At 71.7% G+C, this 12,612-nt stretch carries 9 protein-coding genes; 7 read left to right on the top strand and 2 right to left on the bottom strand.

All coding sequences use genetic code 11. The features are described 5' to 3' along the window. The first annotated feature begins 303 nt into the window (after positions 1 to 303). Positions 304 to 2,196 carry a hypothetical protein gene (locus O7624_RS06380; RefSeq protein ID WP_282239288.1) on the top strand — a complete coding sequence of 631 codons (1,893 nt, stop codon included), beginning with the start codon at positions 304 to 306 and terminating at the stop codon, positions 2,194 to 2,196. 22 nt (positions 2,197 to 2,218) lie between these two features. On the opposite strand, the gene O7624_RS06375 is transcribed toward O7624_RS06380, so the two are convergent. Further along, positions 2,219 to 3,379, bottom strand: a complete 1,161-nt coding sequence (locus O7624_RS06375; protein ID WP_282239287.1) for a hypothetical protein — start codon at positions 3,377 to 3,379, stop codon at positions 2,219 to 2,221. A 383-nt stretch (positions 3,380 to 3,762) separates the two neighbouring features. On the opposite strand from O7624_RS06375, the gene O7624_RS06370 reads away from it, so the two are divergent. Further along, positions 3,763 to 5,325, top strand: coding sequence for a glycosyltransferase (locus O7624_RS06370; protein ID WP_282240563.1), 1,563 nt, complete (start codon positions 3,763 to 3,765; stop codon positions 5,323 to 5,325). A gap of 4 nt (positions 5,326 to 5,329) precedes the next feature. Further along, positions 5,330 to 6,613 carry a nucleotide sugar dehydrogenase gene (locus O7624_RS06365; RefSeq protein ID WP_093403153.1) on the top strand — a complete coding sequence of 428 codons (1,284 nt, stop codon included), beginning with the start codon at positions 5,330 to 5,332 and terminating at the stop codon, positions 6,611 to 6,613. A gap of 55 nt (positions 6,614 to 6,668) precedes the next feature. Here O7624_RS06365 and O7624_RS06360 read toward each other — a convergent pair whose 3' ends face one another. After that, entirely contained in the window at positions 6,669 to 7,208 is a 540-nt protein-coding gene (locus tag O7624_RS06360) for an acyltransferase (protein ID WP_093403154.1), read from the bottom strand. A gap of 188 nt (positions 7,209 to 7,396) precedes the next feature. Between O7624_RS06360 and O7624_RS06355 the strand changes: the two genes are divergently transcribed. The 4 genes from O7624_RS06355 (at position 7,397) to O7624_RS06340 (ending at position 12,605) form a co-directional block, all read left to right on the top strand. Further along, the gene (locus tag O7624_RS06355; RefSeq protein WP_282239286.1) at positions 7,397 to 9,556 is read left to right on the top strand and encodes a DUF6077 domain-containing protein; all 2,160 of its coding nucleotides are present in this window, start codon (positions 7,397 to 7,399) and stop codon (positions 9,554 to 9,556) included. Positions 9,557 to 9,685: 129 nt separating this feature from the next. After that, positions 9,686 to 11,428, top strand: a complete 1,743-nt coding sequence (locus O7624_RS06350; RefSeq protein ID WP_282239285.1) for a CDP-glycerol glycerophosphotransferase family protein — start codon at positions 9,686 to 9,688, stop codon at positions 11,426 to 11,428. Positions 11,429 to 11,543: 115 nt separating this feature from the next. Next, the gene (locus O7624_RS06345) at positions 11,544 to 11,855 is read left to right on the top strand and encodes a hypothetical protein (protein WP_093403251.1); all 312 of its coding nucleotides are present in this window, start codon (positions 11,544 to 11,546) and stop codon (positions 11,853 to 11,855) included. A 93-nt stretch (positions 11,856 to 11,948) separates the two neighbouring features. After that, entirely contained in the window at positions 11,949 to 12,605 is a 657-nt protein-coding gene (locus O7624_RS06340) for a response regulator transcription factor (RefSeq protein ID WP_281561887.1), read from the top strand. The last annotated feature ends 7 nt before the right edge of the window (positions 12,606 to 12,612 follow it).

Genomic DNA, 12,612 nt, shown 5'->3' with positions numbered 1-12,612 from the left:
GTTCCGTTCCTGGGGAGGTGGGAAGATTCCGCGCGGGTACCCGGAGGGCCCCTCCTCGCTACCCGGTCGGATGGCGGCAGCCGCAGGACGTCTGCGGAGCGGGACCATGCCGGGAGGGACCTTTCGTCAGAGGCACGCCGTACCTCGTCGGTCGGCGGGACGCGGTTTCTGCTGGCGCCGGGCAGGGCCGTCGCGGACAGGGTGCTGACCCTACAATAACGCCGGCCCGAGCGTCCGTCGTCTCGGCCGCCGTCCGATCCGTCCGGTGGCCGGCCCGGTCGCCGTGGAAGGTTGCGCCCCAACATGACCACTCCCGACACCCGCGATCGCGAGCCCGCCCGCACCGAAAGCGCTGAGCCGGCGGAGAGCGACGCTTCGGCTCCGACGCCGCGCGTCGAGCCGGCGGAAAGCGACACGTCCGCCACCCCGCCGCCGCTCGCCGGGCCGGCGGCCGGCGTCGGACGCGGTACCGCCCGGCGTTGGCCGGTCGACGTGCTGGCCGCCCTGATGTTCCTCGCCGGCGCAGTCTGGGTCACCGGCCGAGGGTGGCTCGACCCCGACGGCCGGCTGCTCGGCAGCCGCCCCGACGACCAGGGCTTCAACGAGTGGATGCTGGCGTACGCGGCACACGCGGTCAGCCACCTGGAGAATCCGTTCTTCACCACGTTGCAGAACGCCCCGAACGGGGTCAACCTGGTGGCCAACGTCGGGCTGCAACTGCCCGGGCTGGTGCTCAGCCCGGTCACTCTGCTCTTCGGCGCGCCGGTCGCCTACCTGCTGTTCATCACGCTGAACCTGGCCGGTACCGGCTACGCCTGGTACCACGTCCTCTCCCGACACGTCGTCAACTCCCGGGCGGCGGCCTTCCTGGGCGGCCTGTTCTGCGCATTCGCTCCGGCGCTTGTCTCACACAGCAACGGCCATCCGCACATCACGGCGCAGTGGCTGGTGCCGTTCATCGTCTGGCGGCTGGTCGCGCTCTCCCGGGGCGGGCACGTGGTCCGCGACGGTCTGGTGCTGGGCGCGCTGGTGACCGCGCAGTTCTTCGTCAGCCTGGAGATCCTTTTCCTCACCGCGCTCGGCTGCCTGATGCTGGTCCTGGCGTACCTCGCCGTCCGGCCGCGGGATGCGGTGCGCCGCGGGCGGGCGCTGCTGCCGGGCCTGGCGATCACCGCCGTGCTGGTGGCGGCCGTGGCCGCGTACCCGCTCTGGATGTACTTCGCCGGCCCGCAACACCGCAGCGGCCATCCCGGCACCCCCGACATGTACGCCCTCAAGCTCGGCTCGTTCGCCCGGTTCGCCACCGAGTCCATCGCCGGCGGCCCGACCAGTGCCGTGGGCTGGGCGCCGAACACCACGGAACAGGCGAGTTTCTACGGCTGGCCGATGCTGTTGCTCGCTCTCGGCGCGTTGTGCTGGCTGCGGCGTGAGGCCGTCGCGCGGGTGCTCGGGGCGGTCGGACTGGTGTCGGCGCTGCTGTCGATCGGCACCACCTGGACCGTCGGCACCCGCCGTACCGACGTGCCCGCCCCGTTCGCGCTCGTGCAGCACCTACCGGCGTTCGACTCCGTGGTGGTGGCCCGATTCGCACTGATCACCACGGTCGCGCTCGGGGTACTGCTGGCGGTGGCCGCCGACCGGGTCGCCACCCGCCCGGGCCGGCCGTTCGGCCGGCTCGCCCGCGTAGCCGGTGCGGTGGCGGTGGTCGTCGCGCTGCTGCCGATCCTGCCGACGCCGCTGCCGGCCCGAGGCCGGCCTCCGGTGCCGGACTTCGTCACCAGCGGGGCATGGCGCGACCACGTGGCGGCCGGCCGCACTCTGGTGCCGGTGCCGGTCACCTCGATGACCTCGGTGTACTGGGGCTCGGCTGCGCTGACCGGCTTCGCCGTCCCGGAAGGCTACTTTCTCGGACCGGTCTCCGCGACCGACACCACCGGCCGCTGGGGAGTGGCGCCCCAGCCCACCGCGGCCCTGCTCACCGCCGTGTCGACGGGCAAGCGGGACACCACGGTCGGCCCCACGGAGATCACCCAGGCACGCGCCGACGCCCGCTACTGGAAGGCTGACGCGGTGGTGCTGCCCGACCGGGGCGCTCGCCGGCACGATGCGCTGAAGACAGTGCTCGACGCCCTGTACGGCCCGGGACAGCGGATCGACGACGTCTGGCTGTGGGACGTACGGCCGTTCACCCGATGAGCGCCGCGCCCCGGCCACCGGGTCAGGGCGACCACGGCCAGATCAGCAGCAGGTAGCCGCCGAAGTAGGTGGAGAAGGCGACCACCGCCACCAGCACGGTGGTCGCCCGCGCCCAGCCGGCCCGGGCCAGCGCCACGGCCGCCGGCAGCAGCAGCGGGAAGGCCGGCAGCAGGAACCGAGCCTTGGACTGGTAGTAGCCGGCCGTGCCCAGCGTGGTGACCACTAGCAGCCCGCTGTAGATCAGCAGTTGCCACGGCTGCCGGTTGAGCACACTCAGTACGAAGAGAACCAGTGCCAGCAGGGCCACCAGGCTCACCACGAACAGTTGCGGCGGGGCCGTCTGCGCCAGCGCCTCGCGGCCCCGGCTCACCGTGTAGACGCCGAAGTCGAAGGTGCTGCCCCAGCCGGCGGACTGGATGTGGAACCAGCCGTCCGGGCGCCCAACCTCGCTGCCCACCCAGGCCAGGTAGCCGAGCCAGCCGGCGGGAGCGAGCAGCGCGGCGACCCAGGGACGCCAGCCGTCCCGACGTCGGATGATCGCCACCAGCGCGGCCAGCCCCACCACCGGTATCAACGAGGACGCGGTCGGGCGGGTCAGGCCGGCGAAGAGGCAGAGCAGGCCGGCGGTGATCCAGTGGCCGCGCAGCAGGGCGTAGAGCGTCCAGGCGGCGAGGGCGGTGAACAGGGTTTCGCTGTACGCCATCGACTCGACGACGGCGTGCGGCACGGCCGCCCAGAGTGCGGCGAGCAGTACGCCGCTGCGCCGGTCGTGCAGGTACGCGCCGATCGCGAACAGCCCCCAGGCGGCGGCCAGGCCGGCCAGCCAGGCCACGATCAGCCCCGCGTCACGGGTGCTGAGCGGGGAGATCCGGTCCAGCGCGGCGGTCAGCCCGGGGTAGAGCGGGAAGAAGGCCATGTTGGACTGCGTCTTCTCGTACCCGTCGTAGCCGTGCTGGGCGATCGCGAGATACCAGACCCCGTCCGCCTTCGCCAGGGACTGGCCCGGTGAGACGCCGACGCGATCGGCCCAGACGGCGAGGACCACCACGCCGACCAGGCGGATCAGCGCGTAGGCGGCTAGCCCGGGCAGGGCGTACCGGGCGGCGTCCCGTAGTCGCCGGACCCGACCCGGCCGCGTCGGTGCGGCCACGGCCGCCGGTTGCTGCTGGCGCTCCGCCGTCACCACCCCCGATCAACCCCGATCCGGGCCGGGTGGCGCTCGCTCGCCGCGTCCGACCCTTTGATCAGCCGTGCCGCAGGGTTCAGCCGGGCCGCAGGGTGCGGTAGGGAGAGGTGCAATGGATGATCCCGTCCGTGCCGAAAGGGGATGATCCGACAGCTCCTTCGCCGGGTGGCCGGGCGGCCTGACACCCGAGCGAAAACTGCCATCGGTCGTCAAACAGCATGGAGGTTAGCAATCGGCGCGGTAGGTCACGGACCCCCGACCGCCACGGCGTTCCGGGCCGGAACCCTGCCGTACACTCGCTCGGGTCCACGGGCGGGCGGTACCGGCGACGACGGAAACGGGCAACGATGGGAACTGACGACCTCGGTGGGAGTGGCCTGGTGAACGCACCGGACGTGACAGTCGTTGTCGCCGTCTACAACACCATGCCGTACGTGACCACCTGCCTGGAATCGCTGGTCGGGCAGAGCATCGGTCTGGAGCGGCTGGAAGTGGTCGCCGTGGACGACGGTTCGACCGACGGCAGCGGTGAGGAACTGGACCGCTTCGCCAAGCGCTATCCCGGCACCGTCACCGTGCTGCACCAGCCCAACTCGGGTGGCCCGGCGGGGCCGAGCAACCGGGCCCTGGACGTGGCGCAGGGGCGGTACGTCTTCTTCATCGGCTCGGACGACTACCTCGGCCCGGAGGCGCTGGAACGGCTGGTGGACGCCGCCGACCGGTGGGGTTCGGACGTGGTGCTCGGCCGGATGGTCGGCACCAACAACCGCTACGTGCACCAGGCCATTTACGCCAGCACCGAGGAACAGGTCGACCTGTTCGACAGCGCGCTGCCCTGGTCGATGTCGAACACCAAGCTGTTCCGGCGGGATCTGATCGAGCGGCACGGGCTGCGGTTCCGCGAGGACATGCGGATGGGTAGCGACCAGCCCTTCACCCTGGAGGCGTGCGTACGGGCCGGGCGGATCTCGGTCCTCGCCGACTACGTCTACTACTACGCGGTCAAACGGGACAACGCGCAGAACATCACCTACGCGAGTCGGTTCGAGGAGCGGCTGCGCTGCGCCGAGGAACTGATCAATTTCGTGGCCGGGCTGATCGAGCCCGGTTCCCGGCGCGACGCCGTCCTGGTGCGGCACTTCAGCTGGGAGGTGGCCAAGCTGCTGCGGGCCGACTTCCTCGACCTCGACCCATCGGTTCAGGAGCGTAGCCACCAGCGGATCCGCTGGCTGGCCGAGAGCTTCCTGACCGACGCCATCCGGGACCAACTCGCCCCCGACGTACGCCTGCGCCTGATGGTCGCCCGGCACGGAAGCCTGGAGCAGCTACGCGGGTTGATCCGTCAGCAGAGCGAGAAGCTGCTGCCCGCGTTGACTGTCGACGGCGACCGCTGCTTCGCCGGCTACGTCGGCTTCCGCGACCCGGAACTGGGCTTCCCGGACGAGTGGTACGACGTCACCGACCGGGCCGCCAAATCGGCGGTCAAAACCACCGTGACCGACCTCGCCTGGGGACGCGACGCCGCAGGTGAGCTGACCCTCGTGATCACGGCACACAACGCCTGGGCACGCCTGGCCGACCTCACCGGCGACGCGGTGCGGGTCATCATCGGTGACCAGCCGGCCGCCGTCTCGCTGCGCCCGGACGGGGCCGGTACGCTGCTACGTGCGGAATTCCCGGTGAAGCAGCTACTCGCGGCGGGTGCCCAACGGTGGAAGGCCGGTGCCAAGCTCAGCGTGTTCGGCGGGCTCAGCACGGTGCCGCTGCGGGCGAAGGCTCAGCTCACCGCACCGCGCCAGGCGATGTGGCGCGGGCTCCGGTTGCACCGCGTCACCGCCAACACTGACCGCAAACTTCAGGTGCTCCTGACGCTCAAGCGCGTCCGGTACCGCCAGGTCGCCGCCACCCGTCTGGCCCGTCTGCGGCCCTCGAGAGGAAAGTAGTCCCATGAACATCTGCGTCGTCGCCCTCGGGAAGATCGGTCTGCCGCTGGCCGTGCAGTTCGCCTCGAAGGGACACCGGGTGGTCGGTGCCGACGTCTCCGAGCGGGTCGTCGAACTGGTCAACGACGGGGCCGTGCCGTTTCCGGGCGAGACGGACCTGGACGTCAAGCTCAAGGAGGTGGTGGCCGCCGGCCTGCTGTCGGCGACCACCGACACCACCGCCGCGGTGGCCGCCTCCGAGGCGGTCGTGGTTGTCGTGCCGCTCTTCGTCGACGCCGACGGCGTACCGGACTTCGGCTGGATGGACGACGCCACCCGGGCGATCGCCGCCGGTCTCAAGCCGGGCACCCTCGTCAGCTACGAGACCACCCTGCCGGTCGGCACCACCCGGGGCCGGTGGGCACCCATGCTGGAGGCGGGTTCCGGGCTCACCGCCGGTACGGACTTCCACCTGGTCTTCAGCCCGGAGCGGGTGCTCACCGGCCGGGTCTTCGCCGACCTGCGCCGGTACCCGAAGCTGGTCGGCGGCATCGACGAGGCGTCCGGTGAGCACGGGGTGCGCTTCTACGAGGCGGTGCTGGACTTCGACGAGCGGCCCGATCTGAACCGCCCGAACGGCGTCTGGGACCTGGGCTCGGCCGAGGCGTCTGAGCTGGCCAAGCTGGCCGAGACGACGTACCGGGACGTCAACATCGGCCTGGCGAACCAGTTCGCCAGGTTCGCCGACACGGTGGGCGTCGACGTCATCAAGGTGATCGAGGCGTGCAACACCCAGCCGTACAGCCACATCCACTCCCCGGGCATCGCGGTCGGCGGGCACTGCATCCCGGTCTACCCACGGATGTACCTGTGGAACGACCCGGCGGCCACCGTGGTGCGCTCGGCCCGGGAGGCCAACGTCGCCATGCCGGAGTACGCCGTCGACCTGCTGGCCGCCGCGTACGGCGACCTGACCGACGTCGGTGTGCTGGTGCTCGGCGCCGCCTACCGGGGCGGCGTGAAGGAGACCGCCTTTTCCGGTGTCTTCCCGACCGTGGAGGCGCTGCGTCGGCGGGGCGCGAAGCCGTACGTCAGCGACCCGATGTACACAAACGAGGAACTTGTGGCGCACGGCCTGCCGGGCTATCACGGTGAGCCGGTCAGCGCCGCCGTCATCCAGGCCGACCACGTCGAGTACCGGACGCTCGGCCCCGCCGATCTGCCCGGCGTGACGGTGCTGGTCGACGGACGACGGGTCACCGAAGCAGCCCGGTGGACGGGCGTCCGCCGGGTGGTCATCGGGGGCTGAACGAGCCGTCTCCCGGGGCCCGGCGGCTACCGCTCGGGCCCCGGTCGTAACCGGGTCAGTGATCCCGTCGGGGCGGGTTGTCCAGGTCCCGTGAGACGACCTCGCCCCGCTCGTCGACCCAGCCCTTGGGCCGGGCCGGGTTGCCCGCGACCAGTTGGTAGGGCGCCACGTCCCGGGTGACCACCGAACCGGCGGCGATCATCGCGTACTCACCGACCTCGATGCCGCAGACCAGGGTGGCGTTCGCGCCGATCGAGGCGCCCCGGCGCACCACCGTGGGAGTGATCTTCCAGTCCGGGTTCTGGGCGCGGGGACGGAAGTCATTGGTGAAGACCGCACACGGGCCGACGAAAACCTCGTCCTCCAGGAGCACCCCCTGGTAGACGGAGACATTGTTCTGGATCTTCACGAGGTCGCCGATCGTCACGCCCGCGTCGACATAGACGTTACGACCGATGACGCAGCCGGCACCGACCCGGGCCGACGATCGGATGTGGGCCAGATGCCACACCTTGGTCCCGTCGCCGACCGTGGCCCCCTGCTCGACGTCGGCGGTGGGATGGACGAAGACGGAGGGGGAGTTCTTGTCAGTCAACCTTCAGATCCCATCGGGTGTGCACGGTCTGGCGGAACTCGGCGCAGCATACCGGGCCGTGTGATGACCGGGCCTGCGCCCGACTCCGATTACGCTGCTTGGCGATCCGCTCGCAGCACCGGCCGAGCATGCGCCGCGAACGTGCCGAGCCGGACCCGCCCGTACGACGACAAGGACGCCCCGTGTCGATGACCGACCAGGCTGCCGCACCCTCGGCGGCGATCGACGAACCGACCGCTCCCGCGTCCGGCCGGTCGTGGCTCGTCGCGAGCCGGGTCGGGGCGGTCGTCGCCGGGCTGCCCGCGGCACTGACCGACGGCGCCGTCCTGGTGTTCGCGCTCTGGACGCTGCTGTACCACGCCGCGCTCCCGCTCGGCCTCGCCCCGTCGTGGACGTTCCGGGTCTGGTTGGCGGCCAGCCTGGCGTTGCTCCTGCTCATCGCGCTGACCCGATGGCGTCACCGACGCGTCGGCGCGCCGGACACCGCGGGCGGTGCGCCGGATGTGGCAGGCGCGGGTCCGGCCTCCGACGTCGAACCGGCGGCGGGACGCACCGGCCGGGCAGCGGTCGTCCGGCGCAGCTGGACGGCACTGGTACTGGTCTTCGGCACCGTCGCGGCGATCACCGCCGGGCTGGCCGGTACGCCGGCCGGCGCAGAACTGTCCTGGTGGGTGCCGGCCTCGGCCGGGATCGTGGCGGCCACGGGTCTGGTGCTGCTGACCCGGCGGACCTGGCGGACCTGGCGGGACACTGCGGCGACCCGGCCCCCGGCACCGACCGCCTGGCAGTCGGCGTACGCGTTGCTGGTCGCCGGTGGGGCCGCTGCCGCCTCCCTCTTCCTGGCCCGCAACACCCCGGACGACATTTACTACGTGGGTCGATCGGTCTGGGTCGCGGAACGCGACAACGTTCCGCTCAACGACTTCCTGTTCAGCGAGAACGTCCTGCCGGCGATGGCGTCCCAACCTCCGATCGCCAGCATCGAGGTGCTGGCCGGCGCGCTCGCCCGGTTCCTCGGCATCTCCGCCGCGTCGGCGACCTGGTACCTGCTGCTGCCGCTCCTGGCGGTGCTCGCCGTGCTGGCGCTCTGGCGGCTGGTGCAGCGCTGGGCGCCCCGACGTCCGGTGCTCGCCTTCACCGTGGCCATCGCCTTCCTCGCCCTGGTCTGCGGCCCGGACGCCGCTTTGGGCAACTTCCACCTGCCCCGGCTCTACCAGGGCAAGGGCATGTTCGTCTCGGCGGTCGTGCCGCTGATGTGGCTCTATCTCACCCGCTGGTTCGACGACCGGTCCCGGCAGGTGCTGCTGCTGATCGCCGCGCTGTCGATCACCGCGACCGGGCTCACCACCACGGCGGCGATCGTCCTGCCGCTGCTGGTGGGCGGGGCGGCCCTGATGATGCTGCTGGTGGGCCGCTGGAAGTCGGCGCTCGCCGTCGGCGCGGCCGCGCTTACCTATCCGATCGGAGCGGTGGTGATCAGCCAGCTGATCCTCGGGTCGGCCAACGAGGCCGCCGCCGACGTCAACTTCTACGACGCCGCGCACACCTACCGCCGGACATTCGAGATCGGCATCGTCGGCGTGATCGGCGGACTCGCGCTGTGGTGCGGCCCGCTGCTGGCCCGCCGCCGCAGCCCGGCGCTGCTGGCGGCCGGCGGTACGGTCACCCTGAGCGTGCTGCTGGTGCCCGGCGTACTGGAGTGGCTCAGTGCGCTCACCGGCATCTCCGTGGTGCTGTGGCGGGTGTCGTGGCTGTTCGCCCTGCCGGCGCTGATCGGTCTGCTGTGCACGGTCTGGCTGCCGACCCGGCTGCCTGCCGTACGGGCGCTGGCCGGTGTGGTGCTGGCCGCCGTGATGGTGGGCTCGTTCGCCGGCTACGCCGTGCCGATGTGGGACGAGCGCAGCGGGGTGCTGGTGCACGACAGGCCGACCTGGAAGATCCGCACGAAGCAGCTGGCCATCGCGAGGTTCGTCGTGGGCCTCGACCGACCGGACGGTCTGGTGCTGGCCCCGGAGAGCATCATGCGGGCCATCCCGTTGCTGACCACCGAGGCGCGGGTGGTTCTGCCGCGTGACTTCTTCCTGATCGAGTACGACATCAACTCGCAGTTCTCCCAGGACCGGTTGTTGCTGACCCGGTTCGCCAACGGTGGCCCGGCCGCCCAGCGGCCCTCCGCCGAGGAGGTGGGCGCCGCGCTGGAGCGGTTGGACGTGGGCACGATCTGCGTCTACAGCCAGAACCGGTACGCCCGGCAGACCGGTGAAGGGTTCGGCTACACCACGTTCGCCAGGCGGAAGGCCGATCCGCCCGTGCACCCGAACGCCGTCACCTGCCTGCGTCGTGGGTAGGCACCCGGACGTCACTGCGTCGATGTCTCGCGTTAAGGTCGCAGCTGCGCTGACGCCGGGACGTGGCGTTCGGCGCCGCCGGGGCTGCCGGCCGTCGATCGCGGTAGGGAGAGCCGTCCCTTGTTGAGCATGTTGACTGGGCGCGTCGGTGTGGCGGCGCGTGGGGCCCTGCTGGTGGGGGCGTACCTGCTCCTGCTCGTCGGCGGCGCGTTCGGCCAGGTCGCCGGGTTCGTGGTTGCCGCACTGGCGGCGGTGCTCGGCGAGGTCGCCGTGCAGCGGTGGTCGCCGGCCACCGCGACCCTGATGGAGAAGGCCGGCCTCGGCCTGGGCTACCGGCAGCTGGCCCGCGACGTGTCGGTCGTGCTGCTGGTCGTCGCCCAGGTGAGCCCGGCCGGCGGCGCATTGACCCTGCTGCTTCTGCTGCCCGCCCTGGTGTGGGTGATCGCCGTCTTCGCCGGGGCGTTCGAGCGCATCATCGACCGGCGCAGTCCCGGCGGTTCGATGGTGCGCAACATCGACCTGGGCCGGCTCGGTGGGCCGCCGCTGCCCCGGTGGGCCGCTGCCCTCAGCGGGGATCGGCTGCCCTGGGTGAACGTGTTGCTCGTGCCAGCGGCGGTGGCCGCGGCGCTGGCCGACACGGTGACACCCGTTCACCTGGCCGGCGTGATCGCCGTCGGGCTGGCCGCGGTGGTGGGCGCAACTGTCGCGTCGATCTGGCTGCGGGGCCGGGGCGCCGGGCACGGCGCCCGCCTGTCGGCGGTGCAGCGGTGGCTCGACAGCCACCGACCGGAGGTCGCGCTCTACTTCGCCGGCCCGGGTAAGGACGTCTACCAGGCGAACATGTGGCTCGCCCCGGTCGAGGCGCTGGACCGGCCGACGGTGGTCTTCCTGCGTAACCGGGAGGCCCTGGCGGAGCTGGCCGACACCCGGCTGCCGGTGGTCTGCGTCCCGCCCGGTGCGGATTTCATGAATCTCGGCAAGACAGGCGTCCGGGTGGCGTTGTATCCCGCCAACGCCGGGGAGAACATCCACATGCTGCGGGAGCCCGGGATGAAGCACGTCTTCGTCGGGCACGGCGACAGCGACAAGGCCGCCAGCGTCAACCCGTTCTGCAAGGTCTACGACGAGGTCTGGGTCGCCGGGCCGGCCGGCCGGGAACGCCTCGCCCGGGCCGGGACCGGCGTACGCGACGGGAACGTGGTGGAGATCGGTCGGCCGCAACTGGCCGGCCTGCGTACCACCGGTGGGTCTGCCGAACGTCCCTTCACCGTGCTCTACGCGCCCACCTGGGAGGGTTGGCTCGCCGACGACCCGTTCCACACCTCGGTGCTGCTGATGGGGGAGCAGCTCGTCGCCGAACTGCTGGCACTCCGGCCGGAGGTCCGACTGATCTACAAGCCGCACCCGCTGACCGGGAGCCGGTCGGGGCGGGTCCGGGCGGCGCACGAGCGGATCGTGCAGCGCATCCGGGCCGCCGGTGGCCTGATCGACGCGAGCACCCTGGACGGACCGGCGCACCGGGTCGTCACCGGGCGGGTGCCCGCGCTGTTCGACTGCTTCGACCAGACCGACCTGCTGGTCAGCGACGTGTCCAGCGTGGTGTCCGACTTCGTGCAGAGCCAACGGCCGTACGTGGTGACCAACCCCGCCGGGCTGCCCGAGGACGAGTTCCGTCGCACCTTCCCGACCGCTCGGGCGGCGTACCTGCTGGCCGCCGACTGCGGGGAACTGGGGAAGATCGTGGCGGTCACCCGGGCGGGCGACGACCCGATGACCGAGGCCCGCCGGGAGCTGAAGACCTACCTGCTCGGCCCGACCGACGCCGACCCGATGGACCGGTTCGCCGAGGAGGTCGGCCGGCTCTGCCGCTGACGCCGCAAGGTGCCCTGGTCCCGCGGCCTTGAGCCCGGGTTTTGTCCGGTACCGGCCCGGTCCGCCGCCCCGGCGGGCATGCTCGAAGGGCAGGCCGCCGGGCGAGGGGATGGGCATGGAGAGCTATCACGAGGACTGGACCGACAGCCAGCGCGCGCTCTACGACGAGTGCTACCGCGCCGGTGCCGACTGGGCCGACGATCCCGACACGCCATCGGAGGACGTGCAGCACGTGATCAACCTGGCGGAGGCCGACGACGACACCCTCGCCGACGCCGAGATCGACTTCGCGCCGTTGATCGACGCGGTCACCGAGGCCACCGGCGAGGTCGTCGCCACCGTGCCGGCCAGCCACGAGGACCCCGGATTCAAGGGCTTCGTGGACGGGGTGCGCGACGGCACCTCCGACGAAACCTTCGGCCTCTGACCGACTGAGCCGCCCGAGGCCCCCGGGCCTGTCCACCCGGCCGCTCGTCTGCCACCATCTAGCGCAGTTGAGCAGACCGAACGGGGAGGCCGGGTGCGCATCCTGCTGGTCGAGGACGACCGACGGGTGGCCGCCGCCCTGTCGTCGGCGCTGACCCGACGCGGGTACGAGGTGGAGCACGCCGCCACCGTCGCCGCCGCGCTCTCCGCTGCCCCCTGTGACCTGGTGCTGCTCGATCTCACCCTGCCCGACGGCGACGGGACCGACCTGTGCCGGCAGTTGCGACGGCGCAGCAACCAGCTCGGCATCATCGCGGTGACAGCGCGCGGTGAGGAGCGCGACCGGGTGCTCGGCCTTCGGCTCGGCGCGGACGACTACGTGGTCAAGCCCTTCTCGATGGTGGAACTCCAGGCTCGCATCGAGGCGGTGCTGCGGCGGGCCTCGCACGCGGCACCGGAACGCAACCTGATCGAGGTCGGGCCGGTCTACATCGACGTGGCGGCCCGCACCGTCGCGGTGGCCGGGCGGCCGGTGTCGCTGACCCGCAAGGAGTTCGACGTCCTGCTCTCCCTGGCCCGGCAACCCGGCGTCGCGGTGCCCCGCGACCGGATCCTGCTCGACGCCTGGGGCACCACCTTCACCGATCGGCACACTGTCGAGGTGCACGTCGGTTCGCTGCGCGGCAAGCTCGGCGACCCGCGTCTGGTGGAGACCGTCCGAGGCGTCGGTTACCGGCTCCGGGGCGAGTGAGGAGCCC

The organism is Verrucosispora sp. WMMD1129, from assembly GCF_029581255.1.
Taxonomy (GTDB): Bacteria; Actinomycetota; Actinomycetes; order Mycobacteriales; family Micromonosporaceae; genus Micromonospora; species Micromonospora sediminimaris.
Note: the sequence above shows the minus strand (reverse complement) of the source record. Positions and strands in the feature narration are given on the sequence as shown.